Below are 19,765 nucleotides of genomic sequence, written 5' to 3'. Positions count from 1 at the left end.
GAATCCGGGCCCCACGCGCGCGTACCGACGGGATCAGACCGTCTCGGCGACCTTGGCCGTGCCCTCGTCGGCCGGCTTCTCCGCCGTCGCGGGGCCGGCGCCGCGCAGCGCCACCTCCTTGACGAAGAAGGCGAGGACGAAGCCGCTCACCGCGACCGCCGCACCGACGAGGAAGGCGGAGTGGGTGCCGGCGGCGACGGCGTGCTGGTAGGCCTCGCGCAGCGCCTCCGGCAGCTTGGCCAGGCTCGCGGCGTCGAGCTGGGCGGTCCGCTCGGTGAGGGCGGAGCCGCCGCCGGCGGCCATCTCGTCCTGGACCCGGCTGGTGAAGAGGGCGCCCATGATGGCGACGCCGAAGGAGGAGCCGAGGGTCCGGAAGAGGGTGGTGGAGCTGGAGGCCACGCCCATGTCCTTCATCTCGACGCTGTTCTGCGCGACGAGCATGGTGATCTGCATGAGGAAGCCCATGCCGGCGCCGAGCAGGGCCATGTACACGCCGGAGAGCAGGCGGCCCGTGCCGGTGTCCATGGTGGAGAGCAGGAAGAGGCCGGCGATCATCAGGGCGCCGCCCGCGATGGGGAACGCCTTGTACTTGCCGGTGCTGGTGGTGACGCGGCCGACGACCAGCGAGACGACCATCATCGACAGCAGCATCGGCAGGAGCAGCAGGCCGGAGTTGGTGGCCGAGGCGCCCTGCACGGACTGCTGGAAGATCGGCAGGTAGAGGACGGCGCCGAACATGACGAAGCCGGTGATGAAGCCGATCAGCGACATCAGCGTGAAGTTGCGGCTGCGGAAGATGTGCAGCGGCATGATCGGGTCGCTCGCGCGGGTCTCCACGTACAGGAAGGCGGCGAGGGCGAGCGCGCCGCCGGCCGCGAGGCCGACGATGGTGGCCGAGCCCCAGGCGTACTCGGTGCCGCCCCAGGTGGTGACGAGGACGATCGCGGTGATGCCGACGGTCAGCAGCGCGGCGCCGAGGAAGTCGATGCGGGTGCCGGCCGCCCGCCGCTTCTTCGGCAGGTGGAGGACGGCGGTGACCATGGCGAGGGCGACGGCGCCGAGCGGAAGGTTGATGTAGAAGGACCAGCGCCAGCCCCAGTGGTCGGTGATGGTGCCGCCGACCAGCGGGCCGCCGATCATGGCGAGGGCCATCACGCCGGCCATCATGCCCTGGTACTTGCCCCGCTCCCGGGGCGGGATCAGGTCGCCGATGATCGCCATGACGCCGACCATGAGACCGCCGGCGCCGAGGCCCTGGACGGTGCGGAAGCCGATGAGCTGGCCCATGTCCTGGGCCATGCCGCTGAGCGCCGAGCCGATCAGGAAGATCACGATCGAGGTGAGGAAGACGCCCTTGCGGCCGTACATGTCGCCGAGCTTGCCCCAGATGGGAGTGGAGGCGGCGGTGGCCAGGGTGTAGGCGGTGACGACCCAGGAGAGGTGCTCCAGGCCGCCGAGCTCGCCGACGATCGTCGGCATCGCGGTGCCGATGATCATGTTGTCCAGCATCGCGAGGAGCATCGCGATCATGAGGGCGAGGAGGACCACGCGCACGCTGCGCTGCGTCTCCGGCTCCCCCTGCGTCTGTTTCGATGGTGCGGTGTCCGTCATGGCCGTCCCCTTACTTGCCGCCCGGCTAGTTACTACACTGGGGACGGTAGGCGCGTCACTTGCCGGTCGTCAAGTAAGTTTTGTGGAAAGTGGGAGTGAACAGCCATGGCCCGAGGCAACACCCGCCAGCGCATCCAGGACGTGGCTCTCGAACTCTTCGCCGAGCAGGGATACGAGAAGACCTCGCTCCGGGAGATCGCGGAACGCCTCGACGTCACCAAGGCCGCGCTGTACTACCACTTCAAGACCAAGGAAGACATCATCATCGGGATCTTCCAGGACCTGACGCGCCCGATGGACGAGCTGCTCGCCTGGGCCGCCGAGCAGCCGCGCACCCTGGAGACCAAGCGGGAGATCCTGCGCCGCTACCAGCTCTGCCTGCTCGCCGCAGCCCCGCTGTTCCGCTTCATGCACGAGAACCAGGCGACCGTGCGCGAACTGAGCATCGGCCTCACCTTCAAGGAGCGGCTGCTCGCGCTCTACCAGTTCATCGAGCAGCCCGAGGCCCCGATGAAGGACCGGGTCCGCGCCATGAGCGCGGTCTTCACCCTGCACGCGGGCACCTTCTTCATGCAGAACGAAGAGGACGACCCCGAGGAGAAGCAGGAAGCCGTCCTCGAGGTCGCCCTCGATCTGATCGAGCAGGCCCACCGGGCCTGACACGCGTCAGCGTCAGATGGTCACGCCGTGGGTCCGCAGGAACGCGGCCGGGTTGATGGCGGAGCCGTAGTTCGGGGTCGTACGGATCTCGAAGTGCAGGTGCGGGCCGGAGGAGTTGCCGGTGTTGCCCGAGAGGGCGATCTGCTGGCCGGCGGCGACCTTCTGGCCGATGTGGACCTTGATCTTCGACAGGTGGGCGTACTGCGAGTACGTGCCGTTGGCGTGCTTCACCACGATGGCGTTGCCGTAGGCGGGGCCGTCGCCGCCGCCGTTCGGGCCGGCCTTCACGACGGTGCCGGCGCCGGCGGCCTTGACCGGGGTGCCGGTCGGGACGGCGAAGTCCTGGCCGGAGTGCTTGTGGGCCCACATGGCGCCGCCCTGGTTGAAGCTGGCGCTCAGGGCGTACGAGGCGACCGGCTTGACCCAGCCCTTGGCCTTCTTCGCGGCGGCGGGCTTGGCGGCGGCCTTCTTGGCCGCGGCCTTCACCTGGGCGGCCTTGGCGGCCTGCGCCTTGGCGACCTTCACCTGGGCGGCGGCCTTGGCCTGGGTCTCGGCCTGCGCCGCGACGGCGGCGGCCGCGGTACCGGCGACCGGGGCGGCCTTGCTCTCGGCGGCGAAGGCGGACCCGGCTCCGGCCACCAGCGTCGCTCCCAGACCCGCGGTGGCGAGGGCGACGGCGGTGGTGCGGACGGCGGGGTTCATGACGCGCTTCGACATACGGGGGAAGACCTCCGGGAAGAACGGGACCCGACGCGATCGGTGCGTTGCGCCGGGCTGGCTGTTCCTTGGTAACCCGCCACCCAGGTCATCCCAAAACACCCCATCTACGACACGAGATCGTAGCGATCTCCCCAGGAATACGACTCTTGACGCCCGGGACGCCCATCCCTCAAATCGGACATACCAACCCAAGATTCCGGGTTTAAGCCCATGTCGCCAAGGCCGGGAAAGGCCCGAAAGGCGGCGCCTCGCCCGATTCGAGCCGCTCGGGACCTCCGTCCCGGTGGTTGACCACCGAACGTCCCGATTCGCCCCTTATCGACACTACGATCCCGTCTAGTACCCCTCGAAAGCCCTGTGCCGCTTGTCACCGCGCCCCCCCCTGCCACTGCGACCTGGGTCACGCAACCGGAGCCGCCCGGAGACCGTCCCGCACTACGCTGACGGCATCCGGGGACGTACGGGGGGACAGACATGGAACCGGCACTCATCGGCACGCGCCTCGCGTCGGCCGCGATCGGCCCGCTGCTGAAGAAACTGCTGGCCGGCGACGCGCCAGGGGCCGGACTCACCGGCGCGGACCGCCCCGTGCGGCTCGCCTCCCTCCTCTCCTTCCGCGGCGAGAAGCGCACCCTCACCGAGAAGGACGTCGCGAAACTGGCCGCGACGCTGGTGGCCCGCACCTGCGAGGGCCCCGGCGAGCGGCCCTTCCCCGCCGACGAGACCGAGGCCGTCACCGACGCGCTCACCGCGAACCTGCTGGCCCTCGGCGACCTCGACATGGACGACGTCCAGGCCGTCCACCTCGGCCACGAGGCCCTCGCCCGGCGCCTGCGCGCCGCCGCGCCCGCCCCCGACGGCCTCTCCGCCGACTCCGTCCACTACCTGGAGGCCGCCACCACCCGGGCCTGCCGCCACATCCTGGAGTTCTTCACCAGCCGCCCCTCCTTCGTCGCCCGCACCCTGGTCGAACAGACCCGGGGCCAGGCCGCGCTGTCCACGAAGCTCGACGCGATGGCGGCGGCGCACCCCGGCCCGCTCGCCGAGGACGCCGCCTTCGAGCGCCGCTACCTGGCGCACCTGGCGAAGAAGCACGGCCGGCTGACGATCTACGGCATCGACCTGCGCGACTCGTCGGCCGAGTGGCCCCTCGACGTCGCCTACCTCTCCCTGGAGGCCATCGGCCGGGCCCCCCACGAGCACGAGCACATCGCCGCCCCCGTCCGCGCCGACCTCGCCCTGGCCCGCCACGACCGGGTCCTCCTCCGGGGCCTCGCCGGCTCCGGCAAGACCACCCTCGTCCAGTGGCTCACCGTCTCCGCCGCCGACCCCGGCCGCGCCGACGGCATGGCCCACCTCCACGGCCGCATTCCCTTCGTCCTCCCCCTGCGCACCCTCACCCGGCACGGCGAACGGCTCCCCTCCCCCGACCGCTTCCTCACCGCCGCCGGCTGCCCGCTCACCCCGCCCGACGGCTGGACCGACCGGGTCCTCGCGGCCGGCCGCGGCCTCGTCCTCGTCGACGGCATCGACGAGATCCCCGAGGCCGAACGCGGCCGGGCCCGCGGCTGGCTCCGCGACCTCACCGGCGCGTACGAGGGCAACCGCTGGCTCGTGACCTCACGCCCCACCGCCGTGGACGGCGACTGGCTCGCCGGTGACGGTTTCACCGAGCTGACGCTCTCCCCCATGACCCGGGCCGGGGTCGCCACCTTCGTGCACCGCTGGCACCGGGCCGCCGGGCCCGACGCCGCCCCGTACGAGCAGACGCTCCTCGACGCCCTGCGCGGTGACTCACCCGTCGCCCAGCTCGCCACCAACCCCCTCATGTGCGGCCTCATCTGCGCCCTCCACCGCGACCGGCGCGGCTACCTGCCGCGCGGCCGCAAGGCGCTCTACGAGGCAGCCCTCGCCATGCTGCTCTCCCGACGCGACCGCGAACGGGACATGGGGACCCCGTACGGCATCGCCCTCGACGAGGCCCCGCAGATCCAGCTGGTCCAGCGCCTCGCGTACTGGCTCACGCGCAACGGCCGCACCGAGATCGACCGGGCCCGCGCCGAGACGATCGTCGCGCAGGCCGTCCCCGCCGTGGCCGCCGACTGCCCTCCCGATCAGGTCTTCACCCATCTCCTGCACCGCAGCGGACTGCTCCGCGAGCCGACCGCCGACACCGTCGACTTCGTCCACCGCACCTTCCAGGACTACCTGGCGGCCAAGGCGCTGGTGGACGACTGGGACATCGGCGTCCTGGTCGAGCACGCCTCCGACGACCAGTGGGAGGACGTCATCCGCATGGCCGTGGGCCACGCCCGGCCCCGCGAATGCGCGGAGATCCTCCGCGAACTCCTCAAGGCGGCGGACGCGGCGAAGGAACGCGCGACGCAGCTGCGCGTCCTGGTGCTCGCCGCGACGGCCCTGGAGCACGCCACGGAGGTCGCTCCCGAGGTCCGCGCGGAGATCCTGGCCCGGACGGCCGAGATCGTGCCGCCCCGCTCCTTCGAGGAGGCCCGCCAGCTGGCGGCGGGCGGCCCCGCGGTGCTGCGCCTGCTCGGCGGACCCGGGGAACTGGACGAGATGTCCGCCTCCTACTGCGTGACCGCGGCCTCCCACATCCCGGCCGAGGCCGCCGTCCCCTATCTGGCCCGCTTCGCCGGCCACCCGTCGCTGATGATCCGGTCCCAGCTGATCCACGCCTGGTCGCGCTACGACACCCGTCTCTACGGCGAGGAGATCGTCGCGCGTCTGGATCCGACGGACCTGCGGTACAGCGTCGCCGGCGACGAGCAGGCCGACGAGCTGCTCCGGCTGGGGCTGCGTCCGTCCCGGCTGGACGTCGGCGACGGCCTCTCGGGCGAGGCCCTCGCCCGGCTCCTCGGCGCCTGCGACCCCGTCACGCTCCACCTCCAGCGCCTCGGCGAGCGGGCCGGCCTCTCCGCCCTGTCCTCCCTGACGCGCCTGGCCTCCCTCACCCTGGAGACGAGCGCCGCCACCTCGTGGTCGGTCGCCGACCTGCCCGTGGCCGCGCCCCTCGCCCACATCGACCTTCCGGAGAGCTGGCCGAGGGAGGGGCTCGGCGGCCTCGCCCGGCTCGGGAGCCTGACCTCGCTCCAGGTGTGGCAGACGGACCCGCTGGACGCCGACACCTGGCGGGCCCTCGCCTCCCTCCCGGCGGTGCACACCCTCTCGCTGACCGAGACCGATCTCCGGAGCCGCCCCGAGGACCTCGTCCTCGACCGCGTACGGACGGTCCGGCTCGCCTACTACGACGCGCCCGCGCTCGACGAGCTGCCCCGGACCTTCCCGTTCCTGGAGCAGCTGGAACTCCGCGGCGAGGGCGGCGCCGTCCCGGACGTCGCCCCGCTCTCCGTCCTCCGCTCCCTGCGGCACCTCCGCACGGTCGGCACCGTCACGGGCGCCGAGGCACTGGAGCCCTCCGTCTGGGTCGGACAGTACTGACCCCACACGAAAGGGGCGGCCCCGGAACCGTGATGGTTCCGGGGCCGCCCCTTGGGCGTACCGCTACCGCTTAGGCGTCCTTGGAGAGGTTCGGGCCCGTCTCGCCCGCCGCGACCGGCGGAGCGTCGGGCAGGGCCGACTTCTCCTCGCCGCGGAAGGTGAACTTCTGCTCGTCGCCCTCGCCCTCGGTGTCCACGACCACGATGTGGCCGGGGCGCAGCTCGCCGAAGAGGATCTTCTCGGAGAGCGAGTCCTCGACCTCGCGCTGGATCGTCCGGCGCAGCGGCCGGGCGCCCATGACCGGGTCGTAGCCCTTCTTGGCGAGGAGCTCCTTCGCGGACTGGGAGAGCTCGATGCCCATGTCCCGGTCCTTGAGGCGCTCGTCCACGCGGCCGATCATCAGGTCGACGATCTGGAGGATGTCGTCCTGGGTCAGCTGCGGGAAGACGATGATGTCGTCCACACGGTTGAGGAACTCGGGGCGGAAGTGCTGCTTCAGCTCCTCGCTGACCTTCGCCTTCATCCGCTCGTAGTTGGACTTCGTGTCGCCCTGGGCGGCGAAGCCCAGGTTGAAGCCCTTCGAGATGTCCCTGGTCCCGAGGTTGGTCGTCATGATGATGACCGTGTTCTTGAAGTCCACGACCCGGCCCTGGGAGTCGGTCAGGCGACCGTCCTCCAGGATCTGGAGCAGGGAATTGAAGATATCGGGGTGGGCCTTCTCGACCTCGTCGAAGAGGACGACGGAGAACGGCTTGCGGCGCACCTTCTCGGTGAGCTGGCCGCCCTCTTCGTAGCCGACGTATCCGGGCGGCGAACCGAAGAGACGCGAAACCGTGTGCTTCTCGCTGAACTCCGACATGTCGAGGGAGATCATCGCGTCCTCGTCGCCGAAGAGGAATTCGGCGAGGGCCTTCGAAAGCTCGGTCTTACCGACACCGGACGGACCGGCGAAGATGAACGAGCCACCGGGACGCTTCGGGTCCTTCAGGCCGGCACGGGTACGGCGGATGGCCCGCGAGAGGCCGATGACGGCGTCCTTCTGGCCGATGACGCGCTTGTGGAGCTCGTCCTCCATGCGGAGCAGACGCGAGGACTCCTCCTCGGTCAGCTTGAAGACCGGGATGCCGGTGGCGGTCGCGAGGACCTCGGCGATCAGCTCGCCGTCGACCTCGGCGACGACGTCCATGTCGCCGGCCTTCCACTCCTTCTCCCGCTTGGCCTTCGCGGCGAGGAGCTGCTTCTCCTTGTCGCGCAGGGACGCGGCCTTCTCGAAGTCCTGCGAGTCGATCGCGGACTCCTTGTCGCGGCGGACGCCGGCGATCTTCTCGTCGAACTCGCGGAGGTCCGGCGGCGCGGTCATCCGGCGGATGCGCATCCGGGAGCCGGCCTCGTCGATCAGGTCGATCGCCTTGTCCGGGAGGAAGCGGTCCGAGATGTACCGGTCGGCCAGGGTCGCGGCCTGGACGAGCGCCTCGTCGGTGATGGAGACGCGGTGGTGCGCCTCGTACCGGTCGCGCAGGCCCTTGAGGATCTCGATGGTGTGCGGCAGCGACGGCTCGGCGACCTGGATGGGCTGGAAGCGGCGCTCGAGCGCGGCGTCCTTCTCCAGGTACTTGCGGTACTCGTCGAGCGTGGTGGCACCGATGGTCTGGAGCTCGCCGCGGGCCAGCATCGGCTTGAGGATGCTGGCGGCGTCGATCGCGCCCTCGGCGGCGCCCGCACCCACGAGGGTGTGGAGCTCGTCGATGAACAGGATGATGTCGCCGCGGGTGCGGATCTCCTTGAGGACCTTCTTCAGGCGCTCCTCGAAGTCACCGCGGTAGCGGGAGCCGGCGACCAGCGCGCCGAGGTCGAGGGTGTAGAGGTGCTTGTCCTTGAGGGTCTCGGGCACCTCGCCCTTGACGATGGCCTGCGCCAGGCCCTCGACGACGGCGGTCTTGCCGACGCCGGGCTCGCCGATGAGGACCGGGTTGTTCTTGGTGCGGCGGGACAGCACCTGCATGACCCGCTCGATCTCCTTCTCGCGCCCGATGACCGGGTCGAGCTTGGACTCGCGAGCGGCCTGCGTGAGGTTGCGGCCGAACTGGTCGAGGACCAGGGACGTCGAGGGGGTGCCCTCGGCAGGGCCGCCGGCGGTGGCGGCTTCCTTGCCCTGGTAGCCGGAGAGCAGCTGGATGACCTGCTGCCGCACCCGGTTGAGATCGGCGCCCAGCTTCACGAGGACCTGGGCGGCGACGCCCTCGCCCTCGCGGATCAGGCCGAGCAGGATGTGCTCGGTGCCGATGTAGTTGTGGCCGAGCTGGAGGGCCTCGCGGAGCGAGAGCTCCAGGACCTTCTTGGCGCGAGGAGTGAAGGGGATGTGGCCGGACGGGGCCTGCTGGCCCTGGCCGATGATCTCCTCCACCTGCTGGCGGACCGCCTCGAGCGAAATCCCGAGGCTCTCCAGGGCCTTAGCGGCGACACCCTCACCCTCGTGGATAAGGCCCAGAAGGATGTGCTCGGTGCCGATGTAGTTGTGGTTGAGCATCCGGGCTTCTTCCTGAGCCAGGACGACAACCCGCCGCGCGCGGTCGGTGAACCTCTCGAACATCGTTAATCGCTCCTCAGAGCGGTCAGTCAGTTAGGGGTCGATCCCCTCCCTGTCCTTCCGCAGCTTAGTCCCGCAAGCGGGGACCGCTCATTCCAACTGCCGACATCCGTCCGGATCACCCCCTTGTCCCTGGGGTGGCCCGCTGCCGAACAGCCGACAAATGCTCCAACTCGATGGTGCGAGACGATGTTCCCGCAGGCCAAGTAGTTACCCCCGCCTTGAGTACGCCGATGGCGAACGCGAGACGGACCGGCCGTACGGGTCACCCCTCTCCACTAGGAATGTCTTACCCGTACGGTCCGACACTCCATGCGGCACACCCGGGTCCCCTCCGCTACCAGCGAACAGAGTTGCGTCGCCGAATGCGCTCGTACGCCCCATTACCGGACACCTCGGGTCCCCGGACCGGAACGTTACGTCACCGGTGACGCCCGGGGCCGTAACCTCCCCGGCCCCCCGGGAGTTCCCCGGGCATGGCCCTCACCGTCCCGTCTCCCCGCTCGCCGCTCGACGGCGGCCGGGAGCTCGCGCTCTGGTACGAGCGGGAGCTCGGGTGGGCGACGGTGCCGGGGCCGCCGGCGCAGCTGGTGACGGGGCTCCGCTTCGACGTCCTCGAACTGCCCGCCGCGGCCGGCCGGGGGGTGCTGCGCCGGGTGGGCGCGGCGACCGGTCCCGTGGCCCTCCTGGGGCGCCGGATGCGTCTCCTCGTGGCCGCGGGGAGCGCGGAGGAGCTGCCCGGCCTGCTGGAGTGGCTGGAGTGGGGCGGGATCTCACTGGACCTCGTGGCGCTCGGCGCCGACGGCCGGATGACCGCTCCCCCGCCGCCGGGGCGGGGCGGATCCGGCGCGTCGGGCGTCGGCGCCTGGCTGCGGGCCCCCGAGCCGGGGCGCGAGGTGGAGTCCTCGCTGCCGGCTCCGCGGTCCGGGCCGTGGGGCCGTGCGGAGGCCCCGTGTCTGACGCGCCTGGTGGCCGCGGCCGCGGTGGAGTGCCACCGGCTGCGGCTGCTGAGCGCCCGGGCCGGCGGGCCGGCGGCTCAGCGGGGGACGCCTCAGCGGTTCGCGTCCTCGTAGGCCGCCTTGACGTGGGCGGGGACGCGACCGCGGTCGTTGACCTCCATGCCGTTCTCCTTGGCCCAGGCGCGGATCTTCGCCGTGTCCTGGCTGCCGGAGGCGGTCACGCGGCCCTTGCCGCGGCCCGCGGTGGTGCGGCCGCCGGTGCGGCGCCCGCTCGTGGTGTACGGCTCGAGCAGGCCACGGAGCTTCTCCGCGTTGGCGGTGGTGAGGTCGATCTCGTAGGTCTTGCCGTCCAGCGCGAACGTCACGGTCTCGTCCGCCTCGACGCCGTCGAGGTCGTCGACAAGAAGGACCTGAACCTTCTGTGCCACCGGATTTCCTTTCATCGAAAATGCAGTACGCGGAAAGGAAACCGCTTTTCCCGGAAAAACACAAACCCCTGGGAGAGGTTCAGATCCCCGGGAACGCGGGAAACATGCGCGATTCGGACATAGGGTTCCACCGGGGTTCCAGCGGGCTTCCGCCAGGAGGATAGGTCACAGGTGCAGAAGCATCCGGCTGTTGCCCAAGGTGTTCGGCTTCACTCGTTCGAGACCGAGGAACTCGGCGACACCCTCGTCATAGGAACGGAGGAGCTCGGCGTAGACATCTCCGTCGACCGGCGTCTCGCCGATCTCGACGAAGCCGTGCTTCGCGAAGAACTCGACTTCGAAGGTGAGACAGAAAACCCGGCGCACACCGAGCCAGCGCGCGGTCTGCAACAACTTGGTGAGCAGCTGATGACCGACGCCGGCGCCCTTGAAGTCGGGATCGACGGCGAGCGTGCGGACTTCCGCGAGGTCTTCCCACATGACATGGAGTGCGCCGACTCCGACGACCTCCGCGTCCTCGTCGCGTTCCGCGACCCAGAACTCCTGGATGGCCTCGTAAAACGTCACCGTCGCCTTGTCGAGGAGGATGCCGCGGCGCGCGTAGGGGTCGACCAGACGTCGCACGGCGGCGACGTCGGAGGTGCGGGCACGGCGTACGGTGACGGCTTTCGACATGGGGGGACGGTACCGCTAGGAGGGCGCCGGTCCGCCCTCGCCCTCCTCGGGCGGGGCGGGGAGCGGGCTGTCGCGCTGGACGATCCGGATGGCGTCGTTCAGGGACTCGCGCTGTTCCGGGGACATCATCCCGAAGAAGGCGACGAGGGCGGCGGCCGGGTTGTCGCTCTGCGCCCAGGCCTCGTTCATCAGGGCGGCCGAGTAGGCGGCGCGGGTGGAGACCGCCGTATATCGATAGGCGCGGCCTTCGACTTCCCGGCGCACCCAGCCCTTCTGATGGAGATTGTCCAAGACGGTCATGACGGTGGTGTAGGCGATGGAGCGTTCCTGCTGGAGGTCTTCCAGGACTTCCCGGACGGTCACCGGGCGGTTCCATTGCCAGATGCGCGTCATGACGGCGTCTTCGAGTTCTCCCAAGGGGCGCGGCACAGGCTCACCCTAGTGGGAGGTAACGGGAATAACGGTTATTGGCAGTCGAAGCGCGGCCGTAGCGCGTGAGAGCCCGTCGTCACGCGCCGCAACGTCCTGTAACACGACAAAAGGGGCGCCGACCGCTTGCGGTCGTACGCCCCTCGGGGTCCGGAGGGAGCTACGCGTCGGGGCCGTCCGACTGGCGGGCGGCCTCCGCGCGGGCCAGGGCCGCGTCGACCACGGCGTCCTCCTTGGCCTTGTTGGGGCCGCCCTGCGTCTTGACGATCACGACGATGAGGGCGATGAAGAACGCGGCCATCACGACGGGCGGCACGAGCGCGGAGACGTAGTCCATGCCGACCAGAGTAGCTAGCCCGCGACCCGTTCCTCGGGCGGGGGCGGGGGAACCGGGCGGCGGCGTGGCGGGAAGACCTCGGAGGGCTTGGGGACCGGCCGCTCGGAGGGGGTCGGGGTCGGCGGCTTGGGACGGGGCTCCTGGGCCGCGCGGCCGCCGGGCAGGGAGAGCAGGCGGGCGCGGGAGGCGGTCGGGACGCTCGCGGTGGCCTGCGAGACGCGGGCGAGGCGGGCGCGCACGGAGCGCTCGGCGAGGGCCTGGCAGCGGTCGAGCAGCCGGGCGGCGGGCGGGTTGGCACGCAGGGCGCGCAGGGCGGCGAGGTCGTCGGCCCCGGGGTCGTACCCGCCGGCCAGGGCCTCCTCCAGGCGTTCCAGGTAGCCGGCGAGCGAGCCGGGGAGACTCTCGCGGTAGCGGACCAGGTCGGCGAGGAGGAAGGCGCGCAGCCGGCCCGCCTCGCGCACCGCCTCGTCCACGGAATCGGCCAGACGGAGGGCGTCACGGACGTCCTCGTCCGGGAGGGGGGCGGGGTGGAGGGCGTTGGCGAGGGCGCGTCGGAGCACACGCAGCTCGTCCGCGCTGAACGCCATGCCGCCGCGGGATCCGTAGGGCGTGGGCATGGGGCGACGATACGCGCTAATCGGACAATTTTCGCTTAGCGATCATCCGGCGCGTCGGTACGGAACCCCTTCCACCTGCGGAGACGTCGCCCGCCCGCGCACGCCCCGTCGCGGTGGCAACCGCTCGCGCGGGACGGGCCCGGTGGCCGAGCCCCGGCAGGTGCCGGGGCGGGGGACGGCCCCCGCAGAGGACGGCGGAGGCCGGTGGGTCACATGCGGGAGACGTTGCGTTCGTAGACCAGGCGGAGGCCTATGAGGGTCAGCCAGGGTTCGTGGCGGTCGATCTCGGCCGAGTCGCGGAGGACCATCGGGGCCAGGCCGCCGGTGGCGATGACCGTCACCGCCGAGGGGTCGCCCTTCGGGCCGACCAGTTCGCGCTTCATCCGGGCGACGACCCCGTCGACCTGGCCCGCGTACCCGAAGACGATGCCGGACTGCATCGCCTCGACCGTGTTCTTCCCGATCACCCCGCGCGGCCTGACCAGCTCGATCTTGCGGAGCATCGCGCCCTTCACGCCCAGCGCCTCGACCGAGATCTCGATGCCGGGGGCGATCGCACCGCCCGCGTACTCCCCGCGCGCGGTCACCGCGTCGTAGGTGGTCGCCGTGCCGAAGTCGACGACGATCGCCGGGCCGCCGTAGAGCTCGACGGCGGCGACCGCGTTGATGATGCGGTCCGCGCCGACCTCCTTCGGGTTGTCGGTGAGGATCGGCACGCCCGTCTTCACGCCGGGCTCCACGAGGACCGCCGGCACGTCCCCGTAGTAGCGGCGGGTCACCTCGCGCAGCTCGTGCAGGACCGAGGGGACCGTGGCGCAGATCGCGATTCCCTCGATCCCGTCGCTCAGCTCCGCGCCGAGCAGCGGGTGCATGCCCATGAGGCCCTGGAGCAGGACCGCCATCTCGTCGGCGGTCCTGCTGGGATCCGTGGAGATCCGCCAGTGCTCGACGATCTCCTCGCCGTCGAAGAGCCCGAGGACCGTGTGCGTGTTGCCGACGTCGATGGTGAGGAGCATCAGTCGCGCACCTCGCGCAGGTCGAGGCCGATGTCGAGGATCGGGGAGGAGTGCGTGAGACCGCCGACCGCCAGGTAGTCCACGCCGGTCGCCGCGTACGCCGCCGCGTTCTCCAGCGTCAGCCGGCCGGAGGACTCCAGGGCCGCGCGGCCGTCGACCAGGGCCACCGCCTCCTCGGTCTCGTCCGGGGTGAAGTTGTCGAGCAGGATCAGGTCGGCACCCGCGTCGAGGACCTCGCGGACCTGGTGCATGGTGTCGACCTCGACCTCGATCGGCAGCTCGGGGAAGGCCTCGCGGACGGCCTGGAAGGCCTCGGCGACACCGCCGGCCGCCACCACGTGGTTGTCCTTCACCAGCGCCGCGTCCGACAGCGACATCCGGTGGTTGACGCCGCCGCCGCAGCGGACCGCGTACTTCTCCAGGGCGCGCAGGCCCGGCGTCGTCTTGCGGGTGTCGCGGACCTTGGCCTTCGTGCCCTCCAGGACGTCCGCCCACGCGCGCGTGGCGGTGGCGATGCCGGAGAGGCGGCACAGGATGTTCAGCGCGCTGCGCTCGCCGGTGAGCAGGTCACGGGTGCGGGCGGTGACGCTGAGCAGCAGGTCGCCGGGCTCGACGCGCTCGCCGTCCTCCCGGTGCCGCTCGACCTCGAACTCCTCGGTGCAGACGATCGACAGGACCGCCTCCGCCACCCGCAGACCGGCGACCACGCCGGCCTCCCGGGCCACGAAGTCGGCGGTCGCGACGGCGTCCTCGGGGACGGTCGCCACGGTCGTGACGTCGACGCCGCCGTCGAGGTCCTCGGCGATCGCCAGGTGGGCGATGTCCTCGACCTGTACGGGGTCGAGGCCGGCGTCGGCGAGCAGCTGGGCGAGCGCGGGGTCGAGCCCGCACTCGTACTCCTCGGCGTCGCCGCAGCCGCAGCCGTCGCCGCAGCCGCCGGACTCCTCGTACGAGCTGATCTGGATGAGAGGGACGTCCACGGGCTCGGGACGGGATTCCTCGGGCGTGCTCACGGCTGCTGCTCCCTGGGGGTGACGGGGCTTCGGGGGGATGACGGGGATGCGGGAGGTCGAGAGGCCCCGGGTCACGGGGCTTCGGGGATCACGGGGCTGCGGGGGTCACGGGCGGGAAGTCCGCGCCCTCGGTGACGCGGACCACCGGGCGGCGGTCGGCGGCGATCCGGACGACCAGGTGGCGGCGCCACTTCTCGTCGTCCCGGTCCGGGCGGTCCTCCCGCCAGTGGCAGCCGCGGGTCTCCTCGCGGGCCAGGGCGGCCGCGGCCAGGACCCGGGCGACGCACAGCAGGTTGGTGGTCTCCCAGGAGTCGACGCCCGGCTCGGCGGCCTTGCGCTCCTCCTCGGTGTCCTGCCGGAGCGCCTCCAGGGCGTCGCAGGCGGCCGTCAGGGAGGCGGCCGAGCGCAGCACGCCCGCGTCCCTGGTCATGATCCGCTGGATCTCGCGGCGGGTCTCGGGCGCGACGAGGGTCAGCACCTCGCCGTTCTCGTTCCGCGCCACGCCCTCGCGGTGCGGGCCGTGCTCGGCGATGTCGGCGGCGATCCGCTCCGCGAAGACCAGCCCCTCCAGGAGCGAGTTCGAGGCCAGCCGGTTGGCGCCGTGCACGCCGGTGCAGGCGACCTCGCCGCAGGCGTACAGGCCGGGGACGGTGGTGCGGCCGTCGAGGTCGGTGCGGATGCCGCCGGAGGCGTAGTGCGCGGCCGGGGCGACCGGGATCGGGTCGGTGACCGGGTCGATGCCGTGCGACCGGCAGGCGGCCAGGATCGTGGGGAAGCGGTGCTCCCACATCTCGGCGCCGAAGTGGCGGGCGTCGAGGTACATGTGCTCGGCGCCCTGCTCCTGCATGCGGCGGGTGATCGCCTTGGCGACGATGTCCCGGGGCGCGAGCTCGGCCAGCTCGTGCTGCCCGAGCATGAAGCGGACGCCGTCCGCGTCGACCAGGTGGGCGCCCTCGCCGCGGACCGCCTCGGAGACCAGCGGCTGCTGGCCCTCGGCGCCGGCGCCGAGGAACAGCACCGTCGGGTGGAACTGCACGAACTCCAGGTCGGAGACCTCGGCGCCGGCGCGCAGCGCGAGGGCGACGCCGTCGCCGGTGGAGACGGACGGGTTGGTGGTCGCGGAGAAGACCTGGCCCATGCCGCCGGTGGCGAGGACCACGGCGGGGGCGCGGACGGCGCCGACGCCGTCGTGCTGGCCCTCGCCCATGACGTGCAGGGTGACGCCGGCCGTGCGGCCCTCGTCGTCCTTGAGGAGGTCGAGGACGAGCGCGTGCTCGATGGTGCGGACCCCCTGCTCGCGGATGGCCTCGACCAGCGCGCGGGAGATCTCCGCGCCCGTGGCGTCGCCGCCCGCGTGGGCGATCCGGCGGCGGTGGTGGCCGCCCTCGCGGGTGAGGGCGATCTCGCCGTCGTCGGTGCGGTCGAAGTCGGCGCCGGTGGCCATGAGGCGGCGGACGGCGTCGGGGCCCTCGGTGACGAGGAGGCGGACGGCCGGCTCGTCGCAGAGCCCGGCGCCGGCGACGAGGGTGTCGTCCAGGTGCTGCCCCGGGGTGTCGCCCTCGCCGAGCGCGGCGGCGATGCCGCCCTGGGCCCAGCGGGTGGAGCCGTCGTCCAGGTTGGCCTTGGTGACGACGACCGTACGGAGCCCGGCGGCGGTGCAGCGCAGGGCGGCCGTCAGTCCGGCGACGCCCGAGCCCACCACGACGACGTCGGCGTCGATGGCCCAGCCGGGCGCGGGGGCGTGCAGTCGTATTCCGGTCACGAGGCGGCTCCCTGGGTGGCTCCGAAGGTCAGCGGGATGTTGTCGATCAGCCGGGTGGTGCCCACGCGCGCGGCGAGCGCCAGAATGGCCTCGCCCCGGTGGCCGTCCTCGACCTCGGTGAAGTCGGCGGGGTCGATCAGCGCCAGGTAGTCGAGGACGAGCGGCGGCTCGGCCCTCGCGGCCTCGTCGAGGACGGCGCGGGCCGCGGCCCGGACGGCCTCGGCGCCGCCGCCCTCGGCGGCCTGCGCGACCGCGTGCGCGTCGGCGGCGGCCCGGGCCTCGCCGAGCCGGGACAGCCCCTCGGCGCGGTTCCCGGCCCGCCCCTGGGCGCCGGGCAGGGCGACGGCGCGCGCGTGCAGCGCCTCCTGCGCGGCGAGCCGGTCGCGGGCCGCGAACAGGGCCCGGGACAGGGCGAGGGCGGTGTGCCGCTCGGCGGCCGACAGGTAGCGGTTGCGGCTCGACAGGGCGAGGCCGTCGTCCTCGCGGACCGTCGGGACGCCGACGATCTCGACCGGGAAGTTCAGGTCCCGTGCCATGCGCCGGATGACGGCGAGCTGCTGGGCGTCCTTCTGGCCGAAGAAGGCCAGGTCGGGCCCGGTGAGGTGGAGCAGCTTGGCGACGACGGTGAGGACGCCGTCGAAGTGCCCGGGCCGGGAGGCGCCCTCCAGGCGGTCGCCCATGGGACCGGCGGTGATCCGGACCTGCGGCTGCCCGCCGGGGTAGACCTCGTCGGCGGAGGGCGCGAAGACGGCGCTGGCACCGGCGGCGAAGGCCAACTCCAGGTCGGCGTCGAGGGTGCGGGGGTAGCGGTCGAGGTCCTCGCCGGCGCCGAACTGGAGCGGGTTGACGAAGACGGTGACGACGACGAAGCCGTCCGCGCCGACCCGCTCGCGGGCGGCCCGGATCAGGGTGGCGTGGCCCTCGTGGAGGGCGCCCATGGTCATGACGACGGCGTTGTGCCCCGGCGGGCCGCCGAAGCCCGCACGCGCGCGTGCCAGTTCCGCGACCGTGGAGACCAGCTCCGCCGGCGCGTGGCGCCCGGGCTTCTTCCGGTCGGTCAGGGTCATCGGTCGTCTCCTCGCGGCCCGTCGGCGGGGCCGGTCGTGTCGGCGGGGCCGGTCGTGTCGGCGGGGCCGGTCGTGTCGGCGGCGGGGTCGGCGGCGAGGACGCCCAGCAGGTCCTGGGCCAGCTCCGGCTTGAGCAGGCCGTGCGCGAGGGCCCGGTCGGCGGTCGTCCGGGCCATCGCCAGGTACCCGGCGACGGTGCCGGGCGCGTGCTTGCGGAGCTCGGCGACGTGGGCGGCGACCGTGCCGGCGTCGCCGCGCGCGACGGGGCCGGTCAGGGCCGCGTCGCCGGACCGCAGCGCGTTGTCGAGCGCGGCGCCCAGGAGGGGGCCGAGCATCCGGTCGGGGGCGGCGACGCCGGCCGTGCGGAGCAGCTCCATCGACTGGGCCACCAGGGTGACCAGGTGGTTCGCGCCGAGAGCGAGGGCCGCGTGGTAGAGCGGCCGGGCCTCCTCGGCGATCCACTCGGGCTCCCCGCCCATCTCGATGACCAGCGCCTCGGCGGCGAGCCGCAGCTCCTCCGGCGCGGTCACCCCGAAGGAGCAGCCGGCGAGCCGCTGCACGTCCACGGCGGTGCCGGTGAAGGTCATCGCCGGGTGCAGGGCCAGCGGGAGCGCGCCCGCGCGCCGGGCCGGGTCCAGGACCCGGGCGCCGTACCGCCCCGAGGTGTGCACGATCAGCTGGCCGGGCCGGACGGCGCCGGTCCCGGCGAGGCCCTCGACGAGGCCCGGCAGGGCGTCGTCCGGGACGGTGAGCAGGACGAGGTCGGCGAGCGCGAGCACCCGCGCGGGCTCCACGACCGGCACGTCCGGCAGCAGCGCGGCCGCCCGGCGCCGGGAGGCGTCGGAGACCGCGGAGACGGCGACGGGGCGGTGTCCGGCGAGCCGGAGGGAGGCGGCGAGCGCGGGGCCGACGCGGCCTGCGCCGACGACCCCGACGGTCAGCCGGGCGGGCCGGTCCTCGGCCCTGGGCTCTGGCGCTGCGGGTGCGTTCACGGTGGTTACGGGCCTTCCGTTCCAGTCCTCGGCGGGTACCGGACGATTTCTCGTCATGCTACGCCAGCGTTTCGTCCCTCCTCCCGGCCGCCCGAAACCCGCAGGCGGGGGTGCGGGGGGCGGTGTGATGATCCCTCCATGAACAGGGATCAGCTGCCACCGGAGACGCCCGAGGACGGGACCGGAGAGGTGACCGGAGACGGGACCGGAGAGGTGACCGGAGACGGGACCGGAGACGGGACCGGCGAGGTATCGGGCGAGGTGGCCGGGAAGGCCCTTGACGAGGGTGCGGCGCGGCGGTACCGGAGCCAGGTGTGGGGCGGGGCCGCGCGCTCGCTGTGGCGCCCGTCCGTGGACGGCACGGTCGGCGGGCGACTGCGCGAGCTGGCCGACTGGACGGACGCGGCGGACCTCGCGGACGCGCTCCCCGACCTCTACGGCGACGGTCTCGTGGAGGTCCTGGAGGGGCGGGTCGCCGAGGAGCTGGGGATGGAGGCCGCCGTCTTCTTCCCCAGCGGCACCATGGCCCAGCAGGTGGCGCTGCGCTGCTGGGCCGGGCGCACCGGCAGCCCGGTCGTCGCTCTCCACCCGCTCGCCCACCCCGAGGTCCACGAGGACGACGCCTTCCGGACCGTGTCGGGGCTGCGCACGGTCCATCCGACGGACGCGCCCCGGCTGCCGACGGCCGAGGAGGTACGGGACCATCCGGAGCCCTTCGGCACGCTGATGCTGGAGCTGCCGCTGCGGGACGCGGGCTTCGTGCTGCCGTCCTGGGAGGAGCTGACCGCGACCGTCGAGGCGGCCCGGGAGCGGGACGCGGTGGTCCACTTCGACGGTGCCCGGCTGTGGGAGTGCCCGACGCACTTCGGGCGCCCGCTCGCGGAGATCGCCGGGCTCGCGGACAGCGTGTACGTGTCGTTCTACAAGTCCCTCGGCGGGATGTCCGGGGCCGTGCTGGCCGGGCCCGAGGAGCTGGTGGCGGAGGCCAGGGTCTGGCTCCACCGGTACGGGGGCCTGGTCTTCCAGCAGTACCCGACCGTGCTCTCGGCGCTGCGCGGCCTGGACACCGAGCTGCCCCGGCTGCCCTCGTACGTGGCCCACGCGCGCGTGGTCGCGGAGGCGCTGCGCGAGGCGCTCGCGGAGAAGGACGGTCCCGGCTGGTTCCGGGTCCATCCGGAGGTGCCGCACACCCACCAGTTCCAGGTGTGGCTGCCGTACGAGCCGGACGTCCTGACGGCGGCGGCGCTCGCGCTGACCGAGCGGACCGGTGCCTGTCTCTTCCGCCGCTGGTTCGCGCCGGGCGCGGGCGGCCCGCCGGGGACGGCCGTCACCGAGGTGACGGTGGCCGAGGGAGGCCTGGAGTGGACGGCCGAGGACGTCAGGAAGGCCGTACGCGACTTCCTGGCGCTCGTGGACGGCTGAGCTCCCGGGCC

General features: G+C 72.5%; 17 protein-coding genes. 4 read left to right on the top strand and 13 right to left on the bottom strand.

What is annotated here, in order from left to right:
* Positions 1-33: 33 nt before the first annotated feature.
* On the bottom strand, positions 34-1,611 hold the full coding sequence (locus tag AB0E19_RS26895) for an MDR family MFS transporter (protein WP_362184755.1): 1,578 nt from the start codon (positions 1,609-1,611) through the stop codon (positions 34-36).
* Between the two features lie 105 nt (positions 1,612-1,716).
* Between AB0E19_RS26895 and AB0E19_RS26890 the strand changes: the two genes are divergently transcribed.
* Positions 1,717-2,271, top strand: a complete 555-nt coding sequence (locus tag AB0E19_RS26890) for a helix-turn-helix domain-containing protein (RefSeq protein ID WP_362184754.1) — start codon at positions 1,717-1,719, stop codon at positions 2,269-2,271.
* Positions 2,272-2,283: 12 nt separating this feature from the next.
* On the opposite strand, the gene AB0E19_RS26885 is transcribed toward AB0E19_RS26890, so the two are convergent.
* Entirely contained in the window at positions 2,284-2,988 is a 705-nt protein-coding gene (locus tag AB0E19_RS26885) for a M23 family metallopeptidase (protein ID WP_362184753.1), read from the bottom strand.
* A 477-nt stretch (positions 2,989-3,465) separates the two neighbouring features.
* On the opposite strand from AB0E19_RS26885, the gene AB0E19_RS26880 reads away from it, so the two are divergent.
* Positions 3,466-6,450 carry an NACHT domain-containing protein gene (locus AB0E19_RS26880; protein ID WP_362184752.1) on the top strand — a complete coding sequence of 995 codons (2,985 nt, stop codon included), beginning with the start codon at positions 3,466-3,468 and terminating at the stop codon, positions 6,448-6,450.
* A 70-nt stretch (positions 6,451-6,520) separates the two neighbouring features.
* Here AB0E19_RS26880 and AB0E19_RS26875 read toward each other — a convergent pair whose 3' ends face one another.
* The gene (locus tag AB0E19_RS26875) at positions 6,521-9,040 is read right to left on the bottom strand and encodes an ATP-dependent Clp protease ATP-binding subunit (protein ID WP_362184751.1); all 2,520 of its coding nucleotides are present in this window, start codon (positions 9,038-9,040) and stop codon (positions 6,521-6,523) included.
* Positions 9,041-9,513: 473 nt separating this feature from the next.
* Between AB0E19_RS26875 and AB0E19_RS26870 the strand changes: the two genes are divergently transcribed.
* Entirely contained in the window at positions 9,514-10,110 is a 597-nt protein-coding gene (locus AB0E19_RS26870; RefSeq protein WP_362184750.1) for an SCO3374 family protein, read from the top strand.
* On the opposite strand, the gene AB0E19_RS26865 is transcribed toward AB0E19_RS26870, so the two are convergent.
* The 10 genes from AB0E19_RS26865 to AB0E19_RS26820 all read right to left on the bottom strand — a co-directional run bounded on the left by AB0E19_RS26865 (position 10,089) and on the right by AB0E19_RS26820 (position 18,332).
* Positions 10,089-10,424, bottom strand: coding sequence for an Lsr2 family protein (locus tag AB0E19_RS26865; RefSeq protein ID WP_362184749.1), 336 nt, complete (start codon positions 10,422-10,424; stop codon positions 10,089-10,091). The genes AB0E19_RS26870 and AB0E19_RS26865 overlap by 22 nt on opposite strands.
* A gap of 165 nt (positions 10,425-10,589) precedes the next feature.
* Positions 10,590-11,099, bottom strand: coding sequence for an amino-acid N-acetyltransferase (locus AB0E19_RS26860; protein WP_190224267.1), 510 nt, complete (start codon positions 11,097-11,099; stop codon positions 10,590-10,592).
* A 15-nt stretch (positions 11,100-11,114) separates the two neighbouring features.
* Positions 11,115-11,528 (bottom strand): BlaI/MecI/CopY family transcriptional regulator, encoded by a 414-nt coding sequence (locus AB0E19_RS26855; protein ID WP_362184748.1) that lies wholly within the window; start codon positions 11,526-11,528, stop codon positions 11,115-11,117.
* Positions 11,529-11,688: 160 nt separating this feature from the next.
* Complete coding sequence (locus AB0E19_RS26850; protein ID WP_362184747.1) at positions 11,689-11,865, bottom strand: hypothetical protein; 177 nt, start codon at positions 11,863-11,865, stop codon at positions 11,689-11,691.
* Between the two features lie 14 nt (positions 11,866-11,879).
* The gene (locus tag AB0E19_RS26845; RefSeq protein WP_362184780.1) at positions 11,880-12,452 is read right to left on the bottom strand and encodes a hypothetical protein; all 573 of its coding nucleotides are present in this window, start codon (positions 12,450-12,452) and stop codon (positions 11,880-11,882) included.
* A 239-nt stretch (positions 12,453-12,691) separates the two neighbouring features.
* Complete coding sequence (locus AB0E19_RS26840; protein WP_360602356.1) at positions 12,692-13,498, bottom strand: type III pantothenate kinase; 807 nt, start codon at positions 13,496-13,498, stop codon at positions 12,692-12,694.
* Entirely contained in the window at positions 13,498-14,511 is a 1,014-nt protein-coding gene (nadC, locus tag AB0E19_RS26835) for a carboxylating nicotinate-nucleotide diphosphorylase (protein WP_362184746.1), read from the bottom strand. Before nadC ends, AB0E19_RS26840 begins: the two co-directional genes overlap by 1 nt.
* 88 nt (positions 14,512-14,599) lie before the next feature.
* Positions 14,600-16,273: an L-aspartate oxidase gene (locus tag AB0E19_RS26830; protein WP_362184745.1), complete on the bottom strand. Its 1,674-nt coding sequence runs from the start codon at positions 16,271-16,273 to the stop codon at positions 14,600-14,602.
* Positions 16,270-17,340 (bottom strand): pantoate--beta-alanine ligase, encoded by a 1,071-nt coding sequence (gene panC, locus AB0E19_RS26825; protein WP_362184744.1) that lies wholly within the window; start codon positions 17,338-17,340, stop codon positions 16,270-16,272. The genes AB0E19_RS26830 and panC overlap by 4 nt, the downstream gene beginning before the upstream one ends.
* Complete coding sequence (locus AB0E19_RS26820; protein WP_362184743.1) at positions 17,337-18,332, bottom strand: DUF2520 domain-containing protein; 996 nt, start codon at positions 18,330-18,332, stop codon at positions 17,337-17,339. The genes panC and AB0E19_RS26820 overlap by 4 nt, the downstream gene beginning before the upstream one ends.
* 138 nt (positions 18,333-18,470) lie before the next feature.
* On the opposite strand from AB0E19_RS26820, the gene AB0E19_RS26815 reads away from it, so the two are divergent.
* Positions 18,471-19,754, top strand: a complete 1,284-nt coding sequence (locus AB0E19_RS26815) for a beta-eliminating lyase-related protein (protein WP_362184742.1) — start codon at positions 18,471-18,473, stop codon at positions 19,752-19,754.
* The last annotated feature ends 11 nt before the right edge of the window (positions 19,755-19,765 follow it).

This window comes from Streptomyces sp. NPDC047974, assembly GCF_040653375.1.
Lineage (GTDB): Bacteria > Actinomycetota > Actinomycetes > Streptomycetales > Streptomycetaceae > Streptomyces.
The sequence above is the reverse complement of the archived record's forward strand: the minus strand, read 5'-3'. Positions and strand labels throughout refer to the sequence as shown.

What these genes read in the sequence shown, in the direction of transcription:
- AB0E19_RS26890 (WP_362184754.1), top strand. Translation starts at nt 1,717, where the DNA reads ATGGCCCGAGGCAACACCCGCCAGCGCATCCAGGACGTGGCTCTCGAA.
- AB0E19_RS26815 (WP_362184742.1), top strand. Translation starts at nt 18,471, where the DNA reads ATGAACAGGGATCAGCTGCCACCGGAGACGCCCGAGGACGGGACCGGA.
- panC (WP_362184744.1), bottom strand. Translation starts at nt 17,340, where the DNA reads ATGACCCTGACCGACCGGAAGAAGCCCGGGCGCCACGCGCCGGCGGAG.
- AB0E19_RS26840 (WP_360602356.1), bottom strand. Translation starts at nt 13,498, where the DNA reads ATGCTCCTCACCATCGACGTCGGCAACACGCACACGGTCCTCGGGCTC.
- AB0E19_RS26895 (WP_362184755.1), bottom strand. Translation starts at nt 1,611, where the DNA reads ATGACGGACACCGCACCATCGAAACAGACGCAGGGGGAGCCGGAGACG.
- AB0E19_RS26875 (WP_362184751.1), bottom strand. Translation starts at nt 9,040, where the DNA reads ATGTTCGAGAGGTTCACCGACCGCGCGCGGCGGGTTGTCGTCCTGGCT.
- AB0E19_RS26880 (WP_362184752.1), top strand. Translation starts at nt 3,466, where the DNA reads ATGGAACCGGCACTCATCGGCACGCGCCTCGCGTCGGCCGCGATCGGC.
- AB0E19_RS26870 (WP_362184750.1), top strand. Translation starts at nt 9,514, where the DNA reads ATGGCCCTCACCGTCCCGTCTCCCCGCTCGCCGCTCGACGGCGGCCGG.
- AB0E19_RS26845 (WP_362184780.1), bottom strand. Translation starts at nt 12,452, where the DNA reads ATGGCGTTCAGCGCGGACGAGCTGCGTGTGCTCCGACGCGCCCTCGCC.
- AB0E19_RS26850 (WP_362184747.1), bottom strand. Translation starts at nt 11,865, where the DNA reads ATGGACTACGTCTCCGCGCTCGTGCCGCCCGTCGTGATGGCCGCGTTC.
- AB0E19_RS26885 (WP_362184753.1), bottom strand. Translation starts at nt 2,988, where the DNA reads ATGTCGAAGCGCGTCATGAACCCCGCCGTCCGCACCACCGCCGTCGCC.
- AB0E19_RS26860 (WP_190224267.1), bottom strand. Translation starts at nt 11,099, where the DNA reads ATGTCGAAAGCCGTCACCGTACGCCGTGCCCGCACCTCCGACGTCGCC.